Genomic DNA, 24,586 nt, shown 5'->3' with positions numbered 1-24,586 from the left:
ATTACTGCGGGAATTTACAGGAACGATTCCCCGAACACGAAGACCAGTTGGCAGATGCCAGCGCCAAAGCCAAGGAAAGCGCCCACAAGAATCAGTTTGATCTCATCCTCCTGAAAACACGGCCGGAGAAGATCCTGGAATTCCTCGGAAGACAGGGCAATCATTCGCTCGACCATGATGGATTCTACGGCCTGGGCGCGATCCTTCTCGAACACCGGGTTGTTGAACGATGTCTGCGATATCTCGATGGCTTTTTCGCCAACCTTGTTTTTGAGGGTGGCAAAGCCGGTGGGCCCAAAGGCCATCTGGGTCAGCGCCTTGCCCATGCCGGCGGTCTCGTCCACCAGCGGTTTGATGTGCTTCTTGACCATGTTGCGGGCGCGGTCGCCTTTGGGGCCGTCCAGAATGGCGTTGATGATGTTGCCAACGGTGAGAATCTCGTGGGTCACGATGTGGCAGAACGACTCTGCCACGGCCGGCTGGCGTTTCAGGAACAGGCCCTGAATCCGGAAGGGACCGACTTTTTTGGCGTGCAGGGGCCGGAAAATCACATTCAGGGCAATCCAGTTGGTCGCCCAGCCCACCAGAAGACCGAAGAACGGCAGCACCCACCAGCTCGGATAGACATACCAGACTGCCATCTGGATCAGGCCGAACAAAAAGCCAAAATAGAGCCCCGAGTTGATGATGAACCGGAATTCCACCTCACCGCACTCGATAAAGATCCGGTTCAGCAGCTCCTTGTCGCTGGCCAGGCGCTCGATGACCATGCCCTTGATATCCAGCAGATCTTCAATGTTATCGGAGACATCTTCCACCAGATTGTCCACGAGCTGGGGCGTGGATTTGCGGACGCGATCGTAGACCATCTTCCGGGCCGAGGCCGGCAGGTTTTCCCAGAAGGTGGGGTATTCCTTGAGCATCATCTCGTCCACATACTCTTCGATGCGGGGTTCGACGGAGTGAACGATATGGGTGGCGAGGACTTTCGGATCGATCTGCTGGAAGATCTCCCGAACGGTGCCGATCTTTGAAATGGTGGCATCGACACTGATGGCTGCCATTTTTCGGGCCTTGGAGGGAATAATACCTTGCCAGCCAAGCAGCGGTGGTTTGCCGATGAATTCCAGAGGGTAGAAGGTCATCTTGATGGCAAGCCAGTTGGTGGTCCAGCCAATCAGGGCGGCAATGACCGGGATACTGAGGTATTGCCAGAATTCTTGGGTGCTTAGCAGGCTTGTCATCCCGTTACTCGCGTGTGATCGTTTTTTTTGCTTTCGGAGTCGACAGGGATAATGTTGTTGGTACCCCTTTATGTCAATGACTTGCGTGCCGACATGAGACGGCGGCACGGTCGGGATGATCAGCTGCCGATGTCACCCCACAGCCATTGGCAAAGCGCCATGGCCGCAACCGGTGCGGTTTCCGTTCTCAGTACCCGGGGGCCGAGGGCCACCGGCAGGAAACCTTCTTTTTCCGCCTGGGCGATTTCCTCGGGGGAAAGTCCGCCCTCGGGGCCAATCATCAGGGCGACGCGTTCGGGGGGAATAATGGACTTCAGGGCATGCTTGGTACGGTGGTGAAGGACAAGACGCACCTTGCAGTCCCGGCTGTGTTCCAGCCACTGGGAAACGGTCATCACCGGCAGGATCTCGGGCACCCGGGCGCGACCGCATTGCTCGGCGGCGCTGATGGCGACGGATTGCCAGTGGCGCAGGCGCTTGTCTTCCCGGTCGCCCTTGAGTTTTACGTCGCACCGTTCTGTGCTCAGCGGCACGATGCGGGTAACGCCCATTTCCACCGCTTTCTGCACTGCGTAATCCATGCGGTCACCCTTGGAGAGGGTCTGGCCGAGGACGATTTCCAGGGGGGATTCGGTGGCGTTGGGCTGGGGAGTGCCCACCTGGACTTCCACATTCTTCTTGCTGGCGCTGGTGATGGTGGCGGGGTAGTCGTTGCCATCGCCGTTGAAAAGCAGCAGTTCCTGCCCCGGCTGCATGCGCAATACCCGGCCGACATGTTGCGCGGCGTTGTCATCAAGTTCTGCGGTGCCGCCCTCGGTGAGGGCGGAATCAGTGTAGATGCGGGGTATGCGCATGGGCTGGTCTCTCAGGTTCTGGGCGGTTGTCAGTCGCGAACCGCGATCTCAATGCCTTCCGTTGCAACCTGGGCCAGGTGGCGGATCTGCTCTTCAGTGATCACGTAAGGCGGCATGAAGTAAACCACATTACCCAGGGGTCGAAGCAAGGCCTGGCGGGTTAATGCATGCTGGTATACGCGAATGCCACGGCGTTCCTGCCAGGGGAAGGGCGTTTTCGAGGCTTTATCTTTTACCATTTCCACGGCCAGGGTCATACCGTGCTGGCGGATGTCCCCGACATTGGGATGGTCTGCCAGATGGGCGACAGACTCGGCCATGCATGTGGAGAGCCCGCGGTTGCTCTCAATCACATTGTCATCCCGGAAGATATCCAGGGTCGCCAGTGCCACGGCGCAGCCGATGGGGTTGCCGGTGTAGCTATGGCTGTGCAGAAACGCCTTGAGGGTTTCGTAGTCGTCGTAGAAGGCGTTGTAGACATCATCGGTAGTCAGCACGACTGACAGCGGCAGGTAGCCGGCGGTAAGCCCCTTGGACAGGCACATGAAATCCGGAGTGATGCCCGACTGTTCACAGGCAAACAGGGTACCGGTGCGACCAAAACCAACGGCGATCTCATCCGCAATCAGGTGCACGCCATAGCGGTCGCAGGCCTCCCGTAGTTTGGTGTGGTAGATGGGATGGTGCATCCGCATGCCGCCGGCGCACTGGATCAGCGGCTCCACCACCACGGCGCAGATTTCGTCGTGCTTCTCGGCCAGCAGCTTTTCCATGGCCTCAAACTGGCGCAATGCATAGGCCTCGTCGGTCTCACCCGGCTCCTTGTTGAAGGCGTCCGGGGAGGGCGCTGTCAGCACTTCCATCAGTAGCGGCTGATAGGTGTCCTTGTAAAGCGATACATCGCCGAGTGCGAGTGCGCCCAGGGTTTCACCGTGGTAGCTGTTGCTCAGGTTCACGAAGTTCTTCTTGCCCGGTTTGCCGTGATTCTTCCAGTAGTGGAAGCTCATCTTCAGGGCAGCTTCGATGGCCGAGGAGCCGTTGTCGGCGTAAAAAACCTTGTTCAGGCCGGGCGGTGTAACTTCAATAAGGCGCTCGGACAGATTGACCACCGGCTCGTGGGTAAACCCGGCCAGGATAACGTGTTCCAGCTCGCCAATCTGCTTCTGGATAGCCGCGTTGATTCTCGGATTGGCGTGGCCGAACAGATTGACCCACCAGGAACTGACGGCATCGATAAAGCGATTGCCTTCAAAGTCTTCCAGCCAGACACCCTCGCCCCGCTTGATAGGCACCAAAGGCACGGCGCCTTCGTGGTCTTTCATCTGGGTGCAGGGGTGCCACACGGACTTGAGGCCACGGGTGACGAGGTCAGCATTGCGCATGATAATTCTCCGTCAGACGGTCTGATTCTGGGTTGTCGCTGTTAACCTGTGCGGATATTACAGTTAACAGCGGATATCGGCCACCCGGATTTCAGGTCGACCTAGCCCGGTATTGCCTGACGTTTCCTCGCTCTTGATTACATCACACTGTGAGATCGAAGGGTTTGGCTGGCAGAGTGCTTCAGTATAAACTGCCGGTTTACAGCCAAAGGGCCAGGATGGCCCGGAAAAACGCAAAGGACGCGACATGAGTAAAGCGATAGTTCTGCTCGGAGACCTTGGCTCCGATCACGAAGATTTCCCGCCCACGCCGGTGATTGCCGGTTCCCCCGATGTGTTGATCGATGGCAAGCCCGTTGCCCGAGTAGGCGACCCGCTGGCCCTCCATTCCAAACCCAAACATCCGCCCCATCCGCGCACCATCACTGGTGGTTCTGCAACGGTCATGATCAATGGCAAACCGGCGGCGGTGACAGGCGGGGCGATTTCGTGTGGCGGTGTGACTATTGGGTCGGGGTCGGTGGTTATTGGTGATACTCACACGCCGGCGTCATTTTCGGGAGTATCCAGCGCCCCTGCGAAGTTAGGCAGGATCTTTGATGCTGCAGAATCCAAGAGTGGAGTTGAGGGTCTTTTGGATGCAGAAATGAAGACTGGCCCGCCTCAATAATTTTGCCAGAGATAAATGAGCCGAGCCTGTCAACGTCGGTAGTTAGCTTTCGTAAGTTAAATGCGTTTCCTCGCGATATCACTGCAAGAGTCGGATTTATAGGATTATTCGATACTGTAGGAAGCTTCTATCTTCCCGGAAATCAAAATAACCTGGATTTTAATGTCAATCTCAGGCCGGACAGTGCCGACAGGATTGTTCATCTGACCGCTCATCATGAGATCCGTAGAAACTTCCCCCTTTCGAGTATCCGGGAACCTGCTGGACTTCCATCCAATTTCTCAGAGATAGCATTGCCGGGTGTCCACTCGGATGTTGGTGGGGGTTATGAAAATCCGGTTGGAGGTATCCAGAATCGCGAAATCTTCACTGTCAGAGTCTTTTCTGGTCACGGTATGAATTATCGGACAATCCAGAGTGCCCAGAAAAAAATTGAAGCGCTTAACCGAAATGATCACCGCAACATCCAGGCTCGCGTTGAGGGCACCGATGTAATCGCGGAGGAGAGGCGAGCAACTCGAAAGGAATTGGCGATTCATGCTCTTCACCTTATGTATGAGATGGCGGTATCAGAGGGCCTGCCCATGTCGCCTATGGATTTGTCAAACGCCAACCACAGAATCCCCGATGACCTTAAGAAAGCTATTGACGCTTGGCAGGAAGCTGGAGCCAACCTCTTTGCTGCTAGGAAGTATTTGGGGAAATACATGCATACCTCACATCGAGAGGATGTATTGCCTCACCTTGCTGAGAACTCTGGTAAGAGAAGGATCTTCTATAACAGGCCCTCGTTAGCCGTCCAACAACAAGAGGTCACTGCACGACCATGACAAAGCACGTTGCAAATTGTCTCGCCATCAGCCGCCAGATGGTGTTGTTGGTGTTGATCACTGGCCTTGTTGCCTGCTCTTCGGAGAGAAAAACCTATGAATACACCGTCATCGTCTCCGGGGGGCCATCCGGGTGGCCGGTCTGGGTTGAAGAGGTAACACTGAACGGCGACCGCAGAATACCCGGTGGAGCAATCAGTTACGGGTATGATCAAACGCCTCCAACTGGCGGCCGAATTGTTATAGACCCGGCACCAGTTCCGGAACTGGTCGAAGCCCGCTGGTTTTCGCACAGGGAGCAGAAATTTTACGAGGTCTCGCTACCCATGCCCGAGGAATTCAGTGAGACCGTTGCCGAGTGGTTCGAAGATTATCCGACGCCGAAGTATGGGCATTACTTTATCGTTGGCTTCTCAGGCAAAGGCCAGGCTCTGGCGTGGTGGCGAGCATCGTGTCGGGATTGCGCGGGTGACGAAGATTCAGGTTTTGCCGCCCCGGTAATCGACGAATCACGTGCTGAAGCTGCAAATGGTGACCCCTCCGGCTATCAAGCGCAGGTGCAGCATTACATTGACAAAGGGGTCATCCCTGCGCCCGCCAGGTAGGACGTTGAGCTGTCGTTACGCAAAAGAGAAATGCGTAGTGAAGGTGACTCCATGATGGGCACCAATATCACTTAGGTCATTGCTGATGATCGAGGCACTCACAGTTATTTCAGCGTTCTTGGGGATTGCCTCCATGATAGGCGGCTTACTGGGAATACTGTTTACAGTGACAGTAGCGTTTTCGAGGATACGCGTGGTAGAGGCCAAGATTGCCGCGCCCGGCGCCTACCTGGATATGACAAAAACTCTGTGGGGCGATGGCCCCTGGGGAAGGTGGATTCGTGCCATGAACGTCTGGTCCTTTTTCACCTACAGGAATCTCCCAGTGATCGGTAGCGAAGTTGCGTCGCGAATGGGTAAAGAGGATGGGGCGACGCCCAGGCATTTAAAGCTGTGGGCGCTTATTCCGGTCACCTTTACTTTTGCATGCGCAATGATATTTGCAATGTCGGCCATTTTTTTGGTTATTGCTGAGTGAAGAGTCGCCTACGGTGAACAACCCCTTTTCTCTTTCACAGTTGAGCTATTAGGCGCGCAACCGTGAGTGAGGAATGGCGAGTCTTTGCAGCGTGTGTGGTGTCAGGTTTATTAGTGCAGTCTAAATAAAACGCTCCCGCTGATGGCAAACTGCGAGGCTTGCCGGCATCTGCCGTGGCGCAAGTGTCCAAGATTTCGAAGTTTTTCAGGACGTGTCAGCAAATTCAAAACTGAAAAAGCAAGGAAGCTTAAACATGATTATCAAAACAATCCTCAACTTCACCGGCCTCTACGCAGCCTTCCAGCTCTGCATTATTACCATTGGTGAGGTATTCAACATCGAGATGAATTCCGGCATGCAAATCGGGGCGATGATCGGTGCCGCCTATGGCGCAATGGCCGCATCGGTTTCGGCGTTTGGTAGGGCGCCGACGCTCCGGGAGAACTGGATGATGTCCGTCTCTGTGAACATCAGTGCGCTGGTTGTCTCTTTCATTTCCCTCATCGCTCTGCTATTCGTTTCAGCCGACGCCCCTGCGATTGATGACCTCATGATAGCTATCTCAGAGCTTCCACTGGGGGTTCTGATGATCGGATTTGCGATTGCCGTTCTCTTGCAGACCTTCGTTTGCTTGTTGATCTTTGGCAAGTTGGCGCGCCGCCACCTCACGAAGCTGAATCCGGCCTAACTTTTCGACACAGCATGATTGTCATATGACAGCCATGCTGGGCGCGCTTCAGCGAGCGAAGAAAGCAGTTCCAGATAGACAACATTGCCTGAGATGCCGTCGCAAGACGGGCCATAATTAAAAAAGCCTCCGCAAGCGGAGGCTTTCGAGGCTGGCCTGGCTCAGTGTGCAAGAACCCTTGAAAGAAACGCCTGAGTGCGCTCGTTCTGCGGGTTGTCGAACACATCGTCCGGTTTACCCTGTTCCACAATCTGGCCCTCGTGGATGTAGATCACGCGGTCGGCCACTTCCCGGGCGAAGCCCATCTCGTGGGTGACGACCATCATGGTCATGCCTTCCTTGGCCAGTTCCCGCATAACGTCCAGCACTTCACCGATCATTTCCGGGTCCAGGGCTGAGGTTGGCTCGTCGAACAGCATCAGGCGCGGTTCCATGGCCAGGGCCCGGGCGATCGCGACCCGCTGTTGCTGGCCGCCGGACAGTTGGCTGGGGTACTTGTCGGCCTGGTTGCCGATGCCTACCCGGTTTAGCAAACGCTCTGCGGTGGCGTTGGCAACGGTTTCCGGAGCATCCTTGACCTTCTTGGGCGCCAGCATGATGTTTCTCTTCACGGTGAGGTGAGGGAACAGGTTGAACTGCTGGAATACCATCCCGACTTCCTTGCGGATTTCAGCCAGAGCTTTCGGGTTGCCGCTCTTGGGCGCGAGCTGCTGGCCGTCCACTTCCAGTGTTCCGGATTCATATTCTTCAAGGCCGTTCACACAGCGAATCAGGGTGGATTTGCCGGAGCCGCTGGCGCCGATAATAACCACCACTTCGCCCTGTTCAACGGTAAGATCAATATCTTTAAGGACATGCAGTTTCCCGAAGTACTTGTTCATGCCCTTCATTTTTACAATCTGAGTCATGGGTAACGTTCCTTCAGACAGAAGCCAGTCCGCGCCGCTCAACGAAGCGGAGAATGATGGACAGGGACAGGGTGATGGCCAGGTAGAGGATCGCCACCACAAAGTACACCTCAAATGCCGTAAAGGTGTTGGCGATGTAAATCTGACCTTGACGGACCAGTTCACCCACGCCGATCACTGAGAACAGAGAGGTGTCCTTGATGCTGACAATGGCCTGGTTGCCCAGTGGCGGAATCATGCGGCGGAACGCCTGTGGCCAGACCACAGACCAGAACGTCTGGGTGCGGGAAAGGCCAAGGGATAGCCCGGCTTCGGTCTGGCCCTTGTCGATGGACTGCACGCCACCTCGGACCACCTCGGATATATAGGCGCCGGAGTTCAGGGCGATGGCCGCGATGCCGGCCGTCAAGGGATCAATGGGACCGCCAATCAGGTCGGGCAGGCCGTAGAAGATAAAGAGGACCTGAACCAGGATCGGAGTGCCACGAAAGATTTCGATGTAGGCGGTTGCCGGCCACCGCAGGAACCACTTCTTGTTGATGCTCAGCAGGCCAAAGAAAATGCCCAGAGCAAAACCGATCAGAAGACCGCCGAAGGAAATCAGCAGGGTGTAGGGGATCCCTTTTATCAGAAAAGGGATAGAGTCGATGGCTGCCTGCCAGTCGAACTGAAACTGGAATTCCACAGTGAAAGTCTCCGCAGAGTTTTGGAGTCACGAATTGCCGGGGCAATGGTGCCCCGGCACAGGGAATCAGACCACTGGGGTCCGGGAGCCCTTACATGCCCTCGGGCATTGGGCCAAACCACTTCTCGTAGATGGTTTTGTAGGTACCATCTTCCTTCATTGCGGCGAGGGCGTCGTTAACGTCATCAACCCACTCACTGCCATTTTTCAGGGCGATGCCGTATTGCTGGCCTTCATACAGCGGGCCAACGGTTTTTACCTTGCCTTCACCCTTGGTGCGGGCAAAGTAGCCCACGTTCGGGGCATCGTAGAAAACAGCATCGATGGAGCGTGACATCAGCGCCATGTACATATCGGAGCTGCCCGGGTAGGGGGTTACGCCGTCATCGGCTTCCAGGTTCTTGACCAGGTAATCGTAACTGGTGCTGCCGATCTTGGTGCCGATTTTCTTGCCTTCGAGGTCGTCGAATTCGCTGACATCGCCGTTACTCTCGCGAACCAGAATACGGAGACCCGAATCGTAGTACGGGTCTGAGAAATCGACGATCTCTTCACGCTCTTCGGTAATGGTGATGCCGGCAATGGCAATGTCTACATTACCGGTTTGCAGGGCCGGTATGATGCCGTTGAAATCCATGGTATTGAGGTCAATCTCGAAACCGGCACGGTCGGCCACCTCGCGGATGATTTCCATGTCGAAACCGATCATCTCACCGGTCTCCTGGTCCATCATTTCAAACGGAACGAAACTGGGGTCAGTGACGACGCGCAGGGTTTCTGCGCTGACGGTTCCTGCGGCAACGGTCAGTGCCAGACTGGCGCTTACGGTCTTCAGCCACTTCGTGCTCATACATTCTCCTTTTCTTTCTTATGAGGCTCCATTTGCCCGGTAAGGCAAGCCGGACCAATCACTGCTGTTGACTGCGATCTCCGGGGAGCGTTGATGGAACTGCATCACATACACTTTAGACTATTACGCAGATGAGCACAGGAAATCAAATGCTTGGCGGGGAGGAGGCGGCCGGGAGGGCTGTTGGATTACGGTCCTGAGGACCTAATCCAACCTACGGATTGAGGCACCGGCAGATTGGTATGGTAGGTCGGATTAGGCCCAAAGGGCCGTAATCCGACACCAGCAAACTACATCAGAAAGCAATCTTCTCCCGCTCACTGATGCCCAGGTTCTTCCAGATGCTGATACTGGGTTCCACCTGGTTGAGGGTATAGAAATGCAAGCCCGGCGCGCCGGCCTTCAACAGCTTCTCGCACATCTCGGTGACCACTTCCTCACCGAACTTGCGGATGGAATCGCTGTCGTCGCCGTAGGCTTCGAGCTGTTTGCGAATCCAGCGAGGAATTTCCGCGCCGCACATGTCCGAGAAACGAACCAGGTTGGAGAAATTGACGATGGGCATGATGCCCGGTACCACCGGAATGGTAACGCCCATCTTCTCCAGCCGGTCGATGAAGTAGAAGTAGCTGTCCGCGTTGAAGAAGTACTGGGTAATGGCGCTGTTTGCACCGGCCTGAACCTTGCGGGCAAAGTTCTTCAGGTCTTCTTCGGCATTGCGGGCCTGAGGATGAAACTCAGGGTACGCCGCCACTTCCAGGTTGAAGGTGTCGCCGCTGTGCTCGCGGATAAATTCCACCAGCTCGTTGGCGTAGCGCAGCTCACCGGCGGCACCCATCCCGGAAGGCATGTCGCCCCGCAGGGCGACAATCCGGTTGATTCCGTGCTCTCTGTACAGATCCAGCAGCTCCCCGATTTCCTGGCGGGTGCCCCCGACGCAGGAAAGATGAGGTGCCGTGGAAATGCCCTGGCTATGCAGGTTGAGCACGGTCTCGATGGTGCGGTCCCGGGTGGAACCACCGGCGCCGAAGGTGACGGAGAAAAAGTCCGGGTTCACCTCGGCCAGCTGGTTGCGCACGTTCTGCAGCTTTTCCTTGCCCTGGTCGGTCTTGGGCGGGAAAAACTCAAAGCTGAAACGGCGCTTGAACTGTTTCTGGGATTGCATCTGTTTACCCGATCAGTACTTGTAGCTTTCTGGCTTGTACGGGCCTTCGACCGGTACACCGATGTATTTCGCCTGCTCCGGCGTCATCTTGGTGATCACGCCACCAAAGCCTTCCACCATGGCGCGGGCCACTTCTTCGTCCAGGTGCTTGGGCAGAACCTGAACGTAAACGCCTTTCTCACGGGCATCTTCCGGCAGGTCGGCGAACTTGCGCTCGAACAGGTACATCTGGGCCAGAACCTGGTTGGCAAAGGAACCATCCATGATCCGTGACGGGTGACCGGTGGCGTTGCCCAGGTTCACCAGGCGGCCTTCGGAAAGCAGGATCAGGTGATCGTTGGTGGCCTTGTCGCGGTAAACCACGTGCACCTGCGGCTTCACCTCGTCCCATTCCCAGTTCTTGCGCATGTAGGCGGTATCGATCTCGTTGTCGAAGTGGCCGATGTTGCACACCACGGCACCGCTCTTCAGCGCCTTGAGCATGTGCGCGTCGCACACGTTCATGTTGCCGGTGGTGGTGACCAGCAGATCGGTGTTCTGGAGAAGATCGCGGTTCACGGCAGCCTCGGTACCGGTGTTCACGCCATCAATGTAGGGAGAGACAACCTCGAAGCCGTCCATGCAGGCCTGCATCGCACAGATCGGATCGGCCTCGGTCACTTTTACAATCATGCCTTCCTGACGCAGTGAGGCGGCAGAGCCCTTGCCCACGTCGCCGTAACCAATCACCAGCGCTTTCTTGCCGGAAAGCAGGTGGTCGGTAGCGCGCTTGATAGCGTCGTTCAGGCTGTGGCGACAACCGTACTTGTTGTCGTTCTTGGACTTGGTGACTGCGTCGTTTACGTTGATCGCCGGAACCTTCAGGGTGCCTTCGCGCAACATTTCCTGCAGGCGGTGCACACCCGTGGTTGTCTCTTCGGTCACACCGTGGCAGTTAGCCAGAATTTCCGGATATTTTTCATGGAGCAGGGCGGTCAGGTCGCCGCCGTCATCCAGGATCATGTTTGGTTCCCAGCCATCCACGTCGGCACCGACGGTGCGGTCGAGGCACCAGTCGTACTCCTCGTCGGTTTCGCCTTTCCAGGCAAACACGGGAATGCCCTGCGCCGCGATGGCAGCAGCGGCCTGGTCCTGGGTAGAGAAGATGTTGCACGATGACCAGCGTACATTGGCGCCAAGCTCAATCAGGGTCTCGATCAGCACGGCAGTCTGGATGGTCATGTGGATACAGCCCATGATGTTGGCGCCTTTCAGCGGCTGCTCGGCTTTGTACTTCTCGCGGAGCTTTATCAGGGCAGGCATTTCGCCTTCAGCGATGTTGATTTCCTTCCGACCCCAGCCGGCCAGGGAAATATCGCGAACTTTGTAGTCGTCAAAGCTGTTCAGCTTTTCTGCGGGAGTGCTCATGGTGTTCTCCTGTCAGTTCAATCAGTTTGGCTTGGGCGTATGCCTGATGACATACGCCCGAAATCGGTTTAGATACCAGCAGCATCCTTCAGGGCCGCGGCGCGATCGGTCTTCTCCCACGGGAAGGCGGTAAAGGTCTTGCCGCCGACCGTCATTTCATAGGGATCGCGGCCGAAGTGTCCGTAGGCTGCGGTCGCCCGGTACATCGGGTGTAGCAGATCGAGCATGTTGGTAATTGCGTAGGGCCGCAGGTCGAAGTTGTCGCGCACCAGTTCAATGATCTTGTCGTCGCTGATCTTGCCGGTACCGAAAGTGTTCAGGGAGATCGACGTCGGCTGCGCCACACCAATGGCGTAGGACACCTGGATCTCACACTTGTCAGCCAGTCCGGCGGCGACGATGTTCTTGGCAACGTAGCGGCCTGCGTAGGCGGCGGAGCGGTCAACTTTGGACGGATCCTTTCCGGAGAAAGCACCGCCACCGTGGCGTGCCATGCCGCCGTATGTGTCTACGATGATCTTGCGGCCCGTCAGGCCACAGTCGCCAACGGGGCCACCGATTACGAACTTGCCGGTCGGGTTGATGTGGAACTGGGTGTCCTTGTGCAGCAGTTCAGCTGGCAGCGCGTGCTTGACGATCAGTTCCATCACCGCTTCTTTAAGGTCTTCCTGGGTCACGTCTTCATCGTGCTGTGTGGAAAGAACCACCGCATCAATACCGGCAACCCGGCCGTTTTCATAGCGGCAGGTAACCTGACTCTTGGCGTCCGGGCGCAGCCACGGCAGCAGGCCGCTCTTGCGGGCCTCGGCCTGGCGCTGAACCAGACGGTGGGAGAAGGTGATCGGCGCCGGCATCAGTACATCGGTTTCGTTGCTGGCATAGCCGAACATCAGGCCCTGGTCGCCGGCGCCCTGGTCTTCCGGCTTCTGGCGGTCGACGCCCTGGGCAATATCGACGGACTGCTTGCCGATGATGTTGATGATGCCGCAGGTGTCGCCGTCGTAACCCACTTTTGAGGAGGTGTAGCCGATGTCCTTGATCACGCCGCGCACCAGGTCTTCCAGATCGACCCAGGCACTGGTGGTGATCTCACCGCCAACGATGGCGACACCGGTTTTTACCATGGTTTCGCAGGCAACGCGGGCATGCGGATCGTCGGTCAGGATGGCATCCAGCACGGCATCAGAGATCTGGTCTGCCAGTTTGTCCGGATGGCCTTCAGAGACCGATTCGGAAGTGAAGATGTTGTAGTCAGCCATAACACATGCTCCTCTGTGAGCGATTCAAATTCAGTCCGGTAAGCGACTTTCTTAAAGCGCTTTCCGGTATCCGGTTTGGTGATCTGTGTAAGGATACGTAAAACTACGTATCCGTATATCAAAATTTGTTGATATTGCGATTCAGGTCGTCAAATCTGGCCGCCGTGTTTCCAGAATTCCCGAACCTGAATCTGAAAACCGTTGCGCAAGCCGATAAACAGCTGTTCTCCGGCAACCAGGCCGGCGTCCGCTGCCCAGGTGGTGAGCTCTTCCGGTTCAAAACCCAGCCAGAGATCACCGCAGTTTGCTTTTGCCCAGTCCTGGTCGTGACTGCACAGGTCGCTGATGACGAAGCAGCCGCCGTTATTCATCAGCGCCGCGGAATCCAGGAAGATGTCGGCGGGGCTGGGTACGTGGTGCAGCACCATGTTGGCAACCACCAGGTCAAAAGCATCGCCCCTGGCCAGCAGGGTGTCGGTAACGCCCTCAATCAGGTCGATGTTGTTCAGCCGTTCATCAATGCAGGTACGGGTTGCTTTTGCCAGCATGTCACGGCTGTTATCCAGGGCGACCACATGCCCGCAAAGCTCGGCCAGCACTGGCAGGAAGGCGCCCTCGCCGGGGCCGATTTCCAGCGCCGCCTGCCACTGGTGTTTGCGGGACCGCTTCCGGATCATTTCCGCCACCGGCTCTGCATAAAGATCAAAGGCGGCAATGAGCTCCTGTTGCTCCCGGAACTGCTCCGCGTGGCGAGCAAAGAAGGCTTGGGACTGATCCGCACGCTGGTTGCGGATGGCTTCAATTCGTTCCTGGAGATGCGGCGGCAGTGGCACCCGGTCTACCGCTTCGAATATCTGGCGTATCGTCTGGTCCGTCGGCTTGTCGCTGTCCAGGTGCAACGGGCGGCGATAGAAAATCGCGTTGCCCTCGCGCTGGGGCTCCAGCAGGCCGGCCTTGTTCATCACTTTCAGGTGGTGGCTCATACCTGACTGGCGCATATCAAACAGCTGGCTGAGCTCCAGAACCCCGAAGGTATCCCTTCTCAACACACGCAAAATCTCCAGACGCAAGGGATCCCCGCTTGCTTTGAAGATCGGGGCCAGTGCGTCCACGGAGGACAGGTTGTCGGCATGCGTGGTCATGGATGTCATGGGAACGAAGTGTAGGGTGCTTCGGGTGGTCAATCAATAGGCATATCAAAAAATTTTGATATAGATTTATCGTTCTTTGAAATCAGGCCCTTTCGGAAATCCGCAGGCAAACAATCGTGAAACAGGCGCATGCCGATTTGCCCCGGCACACACTAATCGGCGAAAATACGCGCCTCATTTTTGATCGCCCTTTAATCACTACGAATTCTTTTCCTGCAAAACACTGGAGAAACGTCAATGCCGTCTCGTAAAGATCTCGCCAACGCCATTCGCGCGCTGAGCATGGATGCGGTTCAGAAAGCCAAGTCCGGCCACCCGGGTGCGCCCATGGGTATGGCGGATATCGCCGAGGTTCTGTGGAACGATTACCTGAGCCACAACCCGGCCAACCCTCAGTGGGCCAACCGGGACCGCTTCGTGCTGTCTAACGGTCATGGCTCCATGCTGCAGTATTCCCTGCTGCACCTGAGCGGTTACGACGTTTCCATCGACGACATCAAGAACTTCCGTCAGCTGCACTCCAAGACTCCGGGCCATCCCGAGTACGGCTACACCCCGGGCATTGAAACCACCACCGGACCCCTGGGCCAGGGTATTGCCAACGCCGTTGGTTTCGCCATTGCCGAAAAGTCCCTGGCAGCGCAGTTCAACCGTCCGGGCCACGAGATTGTTGACCATTACACCTACGCTTTCCTCGGCGACGGCTGCCTCATGGAAGGCATCTCCCACGAAGTGGCGTCCCTGGCCGGCACTCTGGGTCTCGGCAAGCTTGTGTTCTTCTATGACGACAACGGTATCTCCATTGATGGCGAGGTCGAAGGCTGGTTTACCGACAACACGCCGCAGCGTTTCGAATCCTACGGCTGGCAGGTGATTCCCGCAGTCGACGGCCACGACGCCGACGCTATTCGCGCGGCCATCGAAGCGGCCCGTGCCAACACCGATCAGCCCACTCTGATCTGCTGCAAGACCATCATCGGCTTTGGCTCCCCGAACAAGCAGGGCAAGGAAAGCTGTCACGGCGCCCCCCTGGGTGACGACGAAATCACCTTGACCCGCGAGCAGTTGGGTTGGCAGCACGGACCGTTCGAAATCCCGGCCGACATTGCCAGTGCCTGGAATGCCCGTGAAAAAGGTGCCGCTGCCCAGTCCGAGTGGGAGCAGAAGTTTGCCGCCTACGAGAAGGCCGAGCCGGAACTGGCGGCTGAGTTCAAGCGTCGCATGGCCGGCGAACTGCCTGCTGATTTCGCCGAGAAGGCTCAGGCCTACATCCAGGAGTGCCAGGACAAGGCCGAGACCGTTGCCTCCCGTAAGGCTTCCCAGAACACCCTGAACGCCTACGGCCCGCTGCTGCCGGAACTGATGGGCGGCTCTGCCGACCTGGCCGGTTCCAACCTGACCATCTGGTCCGACACCAAGGGTCTAACCAAAGAAGACGCCAGCGGCAACTACATCTATTATGGTGTTCGCGAGTTCGGCATGGCAGCCATCATGAACGGCATCGCCCTGCACGGCGGTTTCGTACCCTACGGCGCGACCTTCCTGATCTTCATGGAATACTGCCGCAATGCCGTGCGCATGGCCGCACTAATGAAGCAGCGTTCCATCTTCGTGTTCACCCACGATTCCATCGGCCTGGGCGAAGACGGCCCGACACACCAGCCGATCGAGCAAATGGCCAGCCTGCGCGCCACGCCCAACATGAGCATGTGGCGCCCCGCTGACACCGTTGAATCTGCAGTGGCCTGGAAAGCAGCTCTCGAGCGCACCGATGGCCCGACAGCCATGGTGTTCTCCCGTCAGGGTCTGCCGGCACAGCCGCGCGATGCACAGCAGCTCGCGGATGTGGCCAAGGGCGCTTACATTCTGTCAGACAGCGAAGGCACACCGGACCTGATCCTGATTGCCACTGGCTCCGAAGTCGGCCTGGCCCAGGACGCTGCCGCCAAACTGCGGGAGCAGGGCAACAAGGTTCGCGTGGTCTCCATGCCGTCCACCGATGTATTCGATGCCCAGAGCGCCGAGTACAAGCAGCAGGTTCTGCCGCTGGACGTGACCAACCGCATCGCCATCGAAGCCGGTATTGCCGACTACTGGTACAAGTACGTTGGCCTGGACGGCCGCATCATCGGCATGACCACCTTCGGTGAGTCTGCCCCTGCTGGCGAGCTGTTCAAGGAATTCGGCTTCACCGTCGACAACGTTCTGGAAGTGGCTGCTGAGCTGCTGGACGCCTGATGACAGACTCTGCGCCTTTTCGTGTCGCCATCAACGGGTACGGCCGAATCGGCCAGTGCGTGTTGCGGGCGCTTTATGAAAATGGCTTCCGCGACCACCTGCAGGTGGTCGCTATTAATGAGCTGTCGGATATCGACACCATTGCCCACCTGACCCGATACGATTCCACCCATGGCCGTTTCCAGGGTGACATTTCGGTATCGGGCCAGGATCTCATGGTCAATGGAGATGCCATCCGTGTGTTGAGTCATGCTGATCCGGCAGAACTGCCCTGGCGTCTGCTGGATGTCGATCTGGTGCTGGAATGCTCCGGCGCCTTCTCTGATCGTGCCACGGCCCAGAAACACATCGATTCCGGCGCCAAACAGCTGCTGTTCTCGCAGCCGGCCGAGTCGGACGTCGATCGCACCGTGGTCTATGGTGTTAACCACGCCGATCTCACGGCTGATGATGTCATCGTTGCCGCTGCTTCGTGCACCACCAACTGTCTGGTGCCGGTGATCAAGGTGCTGGACGAAGCGCTGGGTGTCGAGCAGGGGAGTACCACCACGATCCACGCTGCAATGAACGACCAACCGGTCATCGACGCCTACCACCACCAGGATTTGCGACGAACCCGCAGCGCCCTGCACAACATCGTTCCGGTGGAAACCGGTCTTGCAAAAGGTATTGAGCGGTTACTTCCGAGCATGGAAGGCAAGTTCAGTTCGGTGGCCATGCGGGTACCGACCATGAACGTTTCCGCCATCGACATGGTAGTGAACGTGGCCAAAGCCACCGACGTGGCAGCGGTGAACAAACTGTTAAAAGAGGCCGCCAACGGCCCATTGAAGAGCATACTCGGCTATACCGACGAACTGCTGGCCAGCTCCGATTTCAACCACGACGCCCACTCCGGCGTTGTCGACGGCGGCCAGACCCGGGTAACCGGGGGCACCATGGTGAAAGTGCTGTGCTGGTTCGATAATGAGTGGGGGTTCGCGAACCGGATGCTCGATGTCAGCAAAAGCTGGTTAACCAAACATTCTTAATCTGAAATTTTGTTGAAGGGACGAACGTTATGGCCATCAAGAGAATGACCGACCTTAACCTCGCCGGCAAGCGAGTGCTGATCCGTGAAGACCTGAACGTGCCGGTCAAGGACGGCAAAGTCTCCAGCGACGCCCGCATTCGCGCGTCACTGCCGACTATCAAGGCCGCGAAAGACGCCGGCGCCAAAGTCATGCTGATGTCCCATCTGGGCCGCCCGGAAGAAGGCGTGTACGACGAAGCTTCCTCCATGAAGCCCGTCGCCGACCACCTGACCAAGGTTCTGGGCCAGGAAGTTCGTCTGATCAAGGACTATCTGGACGGCGTTGAAGTGGCCGATGGCGAAGTCGTCCTGTTCGAAAACGTACGCTTCAACAAAGGCGAAAAGAAAGACAACGAAGACCTCGCGAAAAAGTACGCGGCCCTCTGCGACGTCTATGTGATGGACGCCTTCGGCACCGCCCACCGCGCCCAGGCCTCCACCCACGGCGTAGCCAAATTCGCCCCCGAAGCCTGCGCCGGCCCTCTGCTGGCGGCCGAACTGGAAGCCCTGGGCAAAGCCCTGGATAACCCGGCCAAGCCAGTGGTGGCCATTGTTGGTGGCTCCAAAGTCTCCACCAAACTGGACGTCCTCAACGCTCTGGAGAAGGTCTGCGATTCGATCATCGTGGGCGGCGGCATCGCCAACACCTTCCTGGCAGCGGCTGGTCACCCGGTTGGCAAATCCCTGTGCGAACACGACCTGATCGACACCGCCAAAGAAATCGCCAGCCGCGTTGAAATCCCGCTGCCGGTCGACGTGGTTGTTGCCAGTGAATTTGCAGAAACCGCCACCGCAACGACCAAGAACATCGCCGACGTCAGCGACGACGACATGATCCTCGACGTAGGCCCGGAAACCGCCGGCAAGTTCGCCGACGTACTGAAGAACGCCAAAACCATCCTCTGGAACGGCCCGGTTGGCGTTTTCGAATTCGACCAGTTCGGCAACGGCACCAAGGCGCTTGCTCACGCCATCGCCGAAAGCGACGCCTTCTCACTGGCCGGCGGCGGTGACACCGTTGCCGCCGTTGACAAGTACGGCGTTGCTGACAAAATCTCGTATATCTCCACCGGTGGTGGCGCGTTCCTGGAATTCGTAGAAGGTAAGACACTCCCGGCAGTAGCAGTACTGGAAGAGCGCGGCGAGTAAACAAACAAAAGCGGTTCTGATCGGGTCCAACAACAAGACCAGAATCGCAAGGCAGGTGGGGGAACCCTTCCCGGGACTGTCTGCAGCAAGGATGCTGCAGTCAAGCGTACAGGGACGTATTAACAGCGTGTCCCGGGAAGGGTTCCCCCACCTGCCGCAGCAGACTCCCAGGCCAGACCAGAGGAGTCCTGCACAGAAACAGAATTCAACTACCCATAGTCCAAATGAAGGAGACGACCCATGGCCCTGATTTCGATGCGGCAAATGCTGGATCACGCCGCCGAGCATGGTTACGGTGTGCCAGCCTTTAACGTCAACAACCTGGAACAGATGCGCGCCATCATGGAAGCTGCCGACAAAACCGACTCCCCGGTGATTGTTCAGGCCTCCGCTGGTGCCCGTAAGTACGCCGGCGCCCCCTTCCTGCGCCACCTGATCCTGGCGGCCATCGAAGAATTCCCGCACATCCCGGTGGTCATGCACCAGGACCATGGCACCAGCCCCTCCGTGTGCCAGCGCTCCATCCAGCTGGGCTTCAGCTCAGTGATGATGGACGGCTCCCTCGGTGAAGATGGTAAAACCCCCACCGATTATGAATACAACGTCGGCGTAACCCGTCGCACCGTTGAAATGGCCCACGCTTGTGGTGTCTCCGTAGAAGGCGAGCTGGGCTGCCTGGGTTCCCTGGAAACCGGTCAGGCCGGTGAAGAAGACGGCATCGGTGCCGAAGGCACCCTGGACCACAGCCAGATGCTGACCGACCCGGAAGAAGCGGCGGACTTCGTCAAGAAAACCCACGTTGATGCCCTGGCCATCGCCATCGGCACCAGCCACGGCGCCTACAAGTTTACCCGTCCGCCCACAGGCGACATCCTGGCCATCGACCAGATCAAAGCCATCCATGCCCGCATCCCGGACACCCACCTGGTTATGCACGGCTCCAGCTCCGTACCCCAGGAGTGGCTGAAGATCATCAACGAATACGGTGGTGAGATCCCCGAAACCTACGGCGTACCGGTTGAAGAAATCGTAGAGGGCATCAAGCACGGCGTGCGCAAGGTCAACATCGACACCGACCTGCGCCTGGCCAGCACCGGCGCGGTCCGTCGCTTCCTCGCCGAAAACCCGGCCGAGTTCGACCCGCGCAAATTCCTGAAGGAAACCATGAAGGCCATGACCGAAGTGTGCATCGCACGCTACGAAGCCTTCGGTTGTGCCGGCAATGCCAGCAAGATCAAGCCGGTTAACCTTGAGCGCATGTTCGAGCGCTACGCCTCTGGCGAGCTGGACCCCAAGGTCAAGTAAGCTTAAGAGATCGGAACCTGATTGGCCTCCGCATTGCGGGGGCCTTTTTGTTTGTGGCGCCAGGCCGCAAGGAAAATGAGCAGCCCCAGGGTTGCCGTAGTAGCCCCGACGTATCCCGTCGATGACCAGCCGAACCCCGCTGTGATTGCCATACCCGCGAGCCAGGGCCCGAGGGCGTTGGCAACGTTGAAGGCGGCATGATGTGAGGCGGCCGCCAGGTTCTGGGCGCCATGGGCTACATCCATCAGATGGGTCTGCAGTGCCGGTCCCAGAGCACCCATCATAGCTACCAGGAAACAGGCAACCAGCAATATTGGAAGCGTGCCGGTGGTGGATGGAAATACCAGGAGAATGCAGGCGCTCAGCAACAGAATGACGCCGACCGCCCGAAATCCCAACCGATCGAACAACCAGCCGCCGAGCAGATTGCCGGTAAAGCCGCCCAGCCCGAACACTGCCAGGGCCAGGGGAATCCAGTACTCCTCAACCTTTGTTACTTCCAGCAGCGTGGGCGCCAGGTAGCTGAACACGGCAAACATACCGGAGAAGCCGATAGCGCCGATGGCCAGGGCGAACCAGATACCGGCCCGGTTGAAAGCCCGGATTTCGCTGAACGACCCCTTCCGTTGTTCCTGCGGATCCACCGGCAGCACCGAGATCACCATGGTCAGTGTGATCACGGAAATCAGGCCCACGAACATATACACGTAACGCCAGTCCAGCGACTGCCCCATCCAGGCCGCCATGGGGTTTCCCAGCAGCAGCGCCAGAGTCAGGCCCATCATGACGCGGCTGACCGCTTTCGCCCGTTGATGGACCGGTACCAGGGATGCCGCCACCAGGCAGGCTACGCCGAAATACGCCCCATGAGGGAGGCCGGCCACAAAGCGCGCAATCATGACCCCGGTATAGTCTGCCGCCAGGGCGCTCGCCAGATTCCCAACCGCATAAAAGCCCATCAGCCAGATCAGCAACTGGCGCCGGAAAAAGCGGGCGCCGATCACTGCCAGGAGCGGAGCCCCCACCACAACCCCCAACGCATAGGCGCTGATCAGGTGTCCCACCTGCGGTTCGGTGACACCGAGATCCTGCGACACATTGGGCATCAGGCCCATGATGGCGAACTCCCCGGTACCGATGGCAAAGCCACCCAGGGCCAATGCGAATTCGATCAGGAAAATCCGGAGTCGTGTGGCTGGTTCGCTGCTCAAAAAGCACTCCCTGAAGCCGGTGGAAAGAGTAAAACCGGCAATTGTCACCTTTCCCGAAACAAGATGCTATACGAATTACCACAGTGGGCATGGCCACAAGTTCCGCCGCGTTTGATCTATCGCAACTGGGCATCACTGGGTGCTTGTATTTTCGCTGCCAGCGTCAAATATAGGTATCAGAGATCAATAATTGATCATGCATGATGATCAGTAACGAGGAGTGCCATGGACTTCAAAGACTATTACGCCGTACTCGGTGTCAGTGAGTCTGCCTCCGCCGAGGAGATTAAAAAGGCCTACCGAAAGCTGGCACGGAAATACCATCCGGATGTCAGCAAGGAAGAGGATGCCGACACCCGGTTCAAAGAGGTTGGTGAAGCCTACGAAGTACTGAAAGATCCCGAAAAACGGGAGGAATATGACCAGCTGCGTAAATACGGCGCCCGTGCGGATGGTTCCTTCGAGCCACCTCCGGGCTGGCAGAGTGGGGCTGGCTTCGGTGGTGGTGGTTATACCGAAGCCGACGCCCGCCAGTTCAGCGAATTCTTCGAAGAGATTTTCGGTGGTGGCCGCCGGGGCGGTTTTTCCGGTGGCTTTGGTGGGGGCGGTTTCCGCCAGAACATGAAAATGCGCGGTGAGGACGTGCACGCCAGGATTGCGCTGTTCCTGGAAGAGGCGTTTCACGGCTGTGAAAAACAGGTGTCTTTCGCGGTCCATGAGGCCGATGAGCATGGCCGGGTGATTCCCAGGCAAAAGACCCTGAAAGTGAAGATCCCGGCCGGCATGCGCGAAGGCCAGCATATCCGCCTCAAAGGCCAGGGCGCGCCGGGTTTAGGCGGTGGTGAGCCGGGCGATCTGTTCATCGAGGTGGAGTTTGCGCCGCACCCACACTTTGCCGTGGAAGGTCGGGATGTCCTGGTTACTCTGCCGATAGCGCCATGGGAAGCGGCCCTGGGTGCAACGGTGACCGTGCCAACCGTTGGCGCAAAGGTAAATCTGAAAGTACCGAAGGGCTCCACCAGTGGCCGGAAGCTTCGGCTCAAGGGCAAGGGCTTCCCGGGCAAACATCCGGGTGATCAGATTGTCATTCTGCAAATCGCCATGCCCGAGAAACACAGCCCGGAAGCCGAGAAGCTCTACGAGCAACTGGCAGAGGCAGAGAAGAACTTCAATCCACGCAGCAAGCTTCACGTTTAAGCGGGAGTAAGGTATGAGCAAGCAAGATCATATTCTGACGGTAGAGGTGCTCGACCAGGATGGCAGCACCTTCACCCTGCGTGAAATCTGCGAGCGTGGCGAGTGCCATGCCGAGTTTGTCATCAAACTGGTGGACTACGGGATTATTGCCCCGCTTGAGGACTCTCCAGAGGCCCGGCAATGGGAGTTCGATATCGCTGCCCTGAGCCGATTGCGCAAGGCTCAGAGATTACAAAGGGACCTGAAAATGAATCTGCCCGGCCTTGCCATGTCACTCGAGTTGCTCGACGAGGTGGAGGAAATGCGTCGGGAAGTCGGTCGTCTCAATCACCGCATCCGGCAATTGATGGGGGAGTAAACGCTCCCCCGCCTATTTCTTTTCTTCCAACGCCTGAATCTCGGCGTAGATCTTTTCCGCCTCCTCCATGAGCGTTCCATGAGTTCTCAGATCGCCATTGCGCTGAGCATCCAGTGCCTTGGCGAGCTTCGCCTCGTATTCCTTCTGCAGTTTTTTCTTCGGATCGCCTTTCAAGAATCCCAGCATGGTTTTGACCCTGTTTTGACTGACTGTTCAAAGATTTACGTTTTCCACTCCATAAAGTTCACAAAATTTTCATGATCAAAAACTGGACAGCCTCAAAAAATGGGATTAAATTCCCAAATCATGGATTGGGAAAAATATCCCAATTTACGATTGGGTGGTTAAGCGTGGTCGCCCGCGGACGCAATAACAAGCCTGGAGAAGAACGATGAATCGCAAACCTTTAGCAATCGCAGTGAAGTTGGCCATGACCGGGGCTCTGGCCGGTGCCCTTGTCGCTTGTGGTGGCGGTGGCTCCGGAGACACCTCCATCAGTGGCACCTCATCGGGTACCAGTGTTGGGGCGGTTTCCGGCTTCGGCAGTGTTTACGTCAACGGTACTCGCTTTGAAACCAATGGCAGCGTTAGCAGCGACGATGGCCTGGAGCGTGAGGATCAGCTCGAAAAGGGCATGATCCTCAAAGTTGAGGGCGACTGGGATGACCGTGGCCAGGGCCGGGCCGACAGGGTCAGTTACGACGATACCCTGCGCGGGCCTATTTCCGGTATGAGCTGGGACGATGTAACCCGCACCGGAAGCCTCACGATGCTGGGCCAGACAATCTCATTGGACGGCAAAACTGTCTTTCGTGGCGTGACTCCGACGACCCTCGCTGGTAACCCCCAGGGATATCGCGTAAGGGTCAGCGCCTGGCGTCTTGAGGATGGCAGCTTCCGCGCCAGCTTTGTTGGCGCCCGGCAAATCGGCGTGGATTTTGATGATGATAATGAAGTCGAGATTGAAGGCATTGTCGCCAATCTGGATACAAGAGCCGAGACGTTCACCATCAACGGTTTTCTGATCGATTACACCAGTGCTGTCGGCGATGACGACTTCTCCCTGGATGATCTGGCAGACGGAATCGTGGTGGAAGTGGAAGGGACTCTGAACGGCAACACCATCATGGCCGAAGAAATCGACGATGAGGATGACCTCTTCGACGATGATGACGACGTCGAAATCTCCGGAAGCATATACGACTATGACTCTGCCAGCCGTCAGTTCTCGGTAAATGGGGTGCGAGTCCAGATTAACGGGGGTACCGAGTTCGACGATCTCCGCGAAAGCAGCCTGGCCGATGGCCTGTTTGTGAAAGTGGAAGGGGATTTCCGCAATGGTGTCCTTGTGGCTGAGGAGATCGAGGGCCGGGAGTCCGACGCCGAACTGGATGGCCTTATCGAATCCATTGATCTGGCCAATGAATCCATGCTCGTCAGTGGCGTTCGGGTTCAGCTCACCAGCAATACCCTGATTGATGACGACGACGATGATGACGATGAACGGCGCAGTCGCGTTCAGGATGTCCAGAGCCTGCAGGTGGGTGACTATCTCGAAATTGAAGGCCGCCAGCGCAGCAGTGAGGGCGGATTCCTCGAAGCCCTCAGCGTTGAGCGCGAGGATGATGACGACGATGACGATTTCGAACTCGAAGCACGGGTGACTGCGATCGGAGCCGACTCGATCACCATCATGAATCTTGAGGTGCTCCGCAATGGCTATAGCCTATCCGGTGCCCAGGTTGGTGATGAAGTGGAAATCGAGTACCGCCAGACCAGCGGTGGTCAGTACGAGCTGACCGACAATGTTGAAGTCGACGACGATAGTGACGACGACAGTGATGATGACAGTGGTGATGATTGATCAGTGAGCCGAAGGC

24 protein-coding genes and 1 pseudogene are annotated in these 24,586 nt (G+C 57.3%); 12 read left to right on the top strand and 13 right to left on the bottom strand.

Annotation, left to right across the window (positions count from 1 at the left end):
* Nucleotides 1-14 precede the first annotated feature (14 nt).
* The 3 genes from A8B84_RS16160 to A8B84_RS16150 all read right to left on the bottom strand — a co-directional run bounded on the left by A8B84_RS16160 (nucleotide 15) and on the right by A8B84_RS16150 (nucleotide 3,480).
* Complete coding sequence (locus tag A8B84_RS16160; protein ID WP_064227654.1) at nucleotides 15-1,244, bottom strand: DUF445 domain-containing protein; 1,230 nt, start codon at nucleotides 1,242-1,244, stop codon at nucleotides 15-17.
* 119 nt (nucleotides 1,245-1,363) lie between these two features.
* Entirely contained in the window at nucleotides 1,364-2,098 is a 735-nt protein-coding gene (locus A8B84_RS16155) for a 16S rRNA (uracil(1498)-N(3))-methyltransferase (protein WP_064227655.1), read from the bottom strand.
* A gap of 29 nt (nucleotides 2,099-2,127) precedes the next feature.
* On the bottom strand, nucleotides 2,128-3,480 hold the full coding sequence (locus tag A8B84_RS16150) for an adenosylmethionine--8-amino-7-oxononanoate transaminase (protein WP_064227656.1): 1,353 nt from the start codon (nucleotides 3,478-3,480) through the stop codon (nucleotides 2,128-2,130).
* Nucleotides 3,481-3,727: 247 nt separating this feature from the next.
* Here A8B84_RS16150 and A8B84_RS21355 point away from each other — a divergent pair, with 247 nt between their 5' ends.
* Nucleotides 3,728-4,150, top strand: coding sequence for a type VI secretion system PAAR protein (locus A8B84_RS21355; RefSeq protein ID WP_082905196.1), 423 nt, complete (start codon nucleotides 3,728-3,730; stop codon nucleotides 4,148-4,150).
* Nucleotides 4,151-4,152: 2 nt separating this feature from the next.
* A pseudogene (locus A8B84_RS22000) lies at nucleotides 4,153-4,425 on the top strand (hypothetical protein); the annotation flags it as partial.
* A gap of 6 nt (nucleotides 4,426-4,431) precedes the next feature.
* Here A8B84_RS22000 and A8B84_RS21995 read toward each other — a convergent pair.
* Entirely contained in the window at nucleotides 4,432-4,689 is a 258-nt protein-coding gene (locus A8B84_RS21995) for a hypothetical protein (protein WP_064227658.1), read from the bottom strand.
* A 287-nt stretch (nucleotides 4,690-4,976) separates the two neighbouring features.
* On the opposite strand from A8B84_RS21995, the gene A8B84_RS16130 reads away from it, so the two are divergent.
* The 3 genes from A8B84_RS16130 (at nucleotide 4,977) to A8B84_RS16120 (ending at nucleotide 6,751) form a co-directional block, all read left to right on the top strand.
* Nucleotides 4,977-5,585, top strand: a complete 609-nt coding sequence (locus A8B84_RS16130; protein ID WP_064227660.1) for a DUF2931 family protein — start codon at nucleotides 4,977-4,979, stop codon at nucleotides 5,583-5,585.
* 85 nt (nucleotides 5,586-5,670) lie between these two features.
* Nucleotides 5,671-6,063, top strand: coding sequence for a hypothetical protein (locus A8B84_RS16125; RefSeq protein ID WP_064227661.1), 393 nt, complete (start codon nucleotides 5,671-5,673; stop codon nucleotides 6,061-6,063).
* A gap of 253 nt (nucleotides 6,064-6,316) precedes the next feature.
* Entirely contained in the window at nucleotides 6,317-6,751 is a 435-nt protein-coding gene (locus A8B84_RS16120) for an ABZJ_00895 family protein (protein ID WP_064227662.1), read from the top strand.
* Between the two features lie 161 nt (nucleotides 6,752-6,912).
* On the opposite strand, the gene A8B84_RS16115 is transcribed toward A8B84_RS16120, so the two are convergent.
* The 7 genes from A8B84_RS16115 to A8B84_RS16085 all read right to left on the bottom strand — a co-directional run bounded on the left by A8B84_RS16115 (nucleotide 6,913) and on the right by A8B84_RS16085 (nucleotide 14,176).
* Complete coding sequence (locus A8B84_RS16115; RefSeq protein WP_053112931.1) at nucleotides 6,913-7,659, bottom strand: amino acid ABC transporter ATP-binding protein; 747 nt, start codon at nucleotides 7,657-7,659, stop codon at nucleotides 6,913-6,915.
* Between the two features lie 13 nt (nucleotides 7,660-7,672).
* A complete protein-coding gene (locus tag A8B84_RS16110) occupies nucleotides 7,673-8,344 on the bottom strand; it encodes an amino acid ABC transporter permease (RefSeq protein WP_014578168.1) in 672 nt (223 codons plus the stop codon).
* Nucleotides 8,345-8,435: 91 nt separating this feature from the next.
* Nucleotides 8,436-9,194 carry a transporter substrate-binding domain-containing protein gene (locus A8B84_RS16105; RefSeq protein WP_053112929.1) on the bottom strand — a complete coding sequence of 253 codons (759 nt, stop codon included), beginning with the start codon at nucleotides 9,192-9,194 and terminating at the stop codon, nucleotides 8,436-8,438.
* Between the two features lie 295 nt (nucleotides 9,195-9,489).
* Nucleotides 9,490-10,359: a methylenetetrahydrofolate reductase [NAD(P)H] gene (metF, locus tag A8B84_RS16100; protein ID WP_053112927.1), complete on the bottom strand. Its 870-nt coding sequence runs from the start codon at nucleotides 10,357-10,359 to the stop codon at nucleotides 9,490-9,492.
* A 12-nt stretch (nucleotides 10,360-10,371) separates the two neighbouring features.
* Entirely contained in the window at nucleotides 10,372-11,766 is a 1,395-nt protein-coding gene (gene ahcY / locus A8B84_RS16095; protein ID WP_064227663.1) for an adenosylhomocysteinase, read from the bottom strand.
* A gap of 68 nt (nucleotides 11,767-11,834) precedes the next feature.
* Nucleotides 11,835-13,025, bottom strand: coding sequence for a methionine adenosyltransferase (gene metK / locus A8B84_RS16090; RefSeq protein ID WP_053112926.1), 1,191 nt, complete (start codon nucleotides 13,023-13,025; stop codon nucleotides 11,835-11,837).
* 149 nt (nucleotides 13,026-13,174) lie between these two features.
* On the bottom strand, nucleotides 13,175-14,176 hold the full coding sequence (locus tag A8B84_RS16085) for an ArsR/SmtB family transcription factor (protein ID WP_064227664.1): 1,002 nt from the start codon (nucleotides 14,174-14,176) through the stop codon (nucleotides 13,175-13,177).
* 237 nt (nucleotides 14,177-14,413) lie between these two features.
* Here A8B84_RS16085 and tkt point away from each other — a divergent pair, with 237 nt between their 5' ends.
* From tkt to fba, 4 genes are all read left to right on the top strand, one after another.
* Nucleotides 14,414-16,414: a transketolase gene (tkt, locus tag A8B84_RS16080; RefSeq protein ID WP_064227665.1), complete on the top strand. Its 2,001-nt coding sequence runs from the start codon at nucleotides 14,414-14,416 to the stop codon at nucleotides 16,412-16,414.
* Nucleotides 16,414-17,445 carry a type I glyceraldehyde-3-phosphate dehydrogenase gene (gap, locus tag A8B84_RS16075; protein ID WP_064227666.1) on the top strand — a complete coding sequence of 344 codons (1,032 nt, stop codon included), beginning with the start codon at nucleotides 16,414-16,416 and terminating at the stop codon, nucleotides 17,443-17,445. The genes tkt and gap overlap by 1 nt, the downstream gene beginning before the upstream one ends.
* Before the next feature lie 29 nt (nucleotides 17,446-17,474).
* Complete coding sequence (locus A8B84_RS16070) at nucleotides 17,475-18,635, top strand: phosphoglycerate kinase (RefSeq protein WP_064227667.1); 1,161 nt, start codon at nucleotides 17,475-17,477, stop codon at nucleotides 18,633-18,635.
* Nucleotides 18,636-18,875: 240 nt separating this feature from the next.
* Nucleotides 18,876-19,940 (top strand): class II fructose-bisphosphate aldolase, encoded by a 1,065-nt coding sequence (fba, locus tag A8B84_RS16065; protein ID WP_064227668.1) that lies wholly within the window; start codon nucleotides 18,876-18,878, stop codon nucleotides 19,938-19,940.
* Nucleotides 19,941-19,942: 2 nt separating this feature from the next.
* Here fba and A8B84_RS16060 read toward each other — a convergent pair whose 3' ends face one another.
* Complete coding sequence (locus tag A8B84_RS16060) at nucleotides 19,943-21,151, bottom strand: MFS transporter (RefSeq protein WP_064227669.1); 1,209 nt, start codon at nucleotides 21,149-21,151, stop codon at nucleotides 19,943-19,945.
* Between the two features lie 225 nt (nucleotides 21,152-21,376).
* Here A8B84_RS16060 and A8B84_RS16055 point away from each other — a divergent pair, with 225 nt between their 5' ends.
* Nucleotides 21,377-22,348, top strand: coding sequence for a DnaJ C-terminal domain-containing protein (locus A8B84_RS16055; RefSeq protein ID WP_064227670.1), 972 nt, complete (start codon nucleotides 21,377-21,379; stop codon nucleotides 22,346-22,348).
* A 13-nt stretch (nucleotides 22,349-22,361) separates the two neighbouring features.
* The gene (locus A8B84_RS16050) at nucleotides 22,362-22,706 is read left to right on the top strand and encodes a chaperone modulator CbpM (RefSeq protein ID WP_064227671.1); all 345 of its coding nucleotides are present in this window, start codon (nucleotides 22,362-22,364) and stop codon (nucleotides 22,704-22,706) included.
* 12 nt (nucleotides 22,707-22,718) lie between these two features.
* On the opposite strand, the gene A8B84_RS21540 is transcribed toward A8B84_RS16050, so the two are convergent.
* Nucleotides 22,719-22,892: a DUF6435 family protein gene (locus tag A8B84_RS21540; RefSeq protein ID WP_104321698.1), complete on the bottom strand. Its 174-nt coding sequence runs from the start codon at nucleotides 22,890-22,892 to the stop codon at nucleotides 22,719-22,721.
* A gap of 205 nt (nucleotides 22,893-23,097) precedes the next feature.
* Between A8B84_RS21540 and A8B84_RS16045 the strand changes: the two genes are divergently transcribed.
* On the top strand, nucleotides 23,098-24,570 hold the full coding sequence (locus A8B84_RS16045) for a DUF5666 domain-containing protein (RefSeq protein WP_064227672.1): 1,473 nt from the start codon (nucleotides 23,098-23,100) through the stop codon (nucleotides 24,568-24,570).
* The last annotated feature ends 16 nt before the right edge of the window (nucleotides 24,571-24,586 follow it).

Origin of the sequence: Marinobacter sp. EhC06 (genome assembly GCF_001650915.1) — a bacterium.
GTDB lineage: Bacteria > Pseudomonadota > Gammaproteobacteria > Pseudomonadales > Oleiphilaceae > Marinobacter.
Note: the sequence above shows the minus strand (reverse complement) of the source record. Positions and strands in the feature narration are given on the sequence as shown.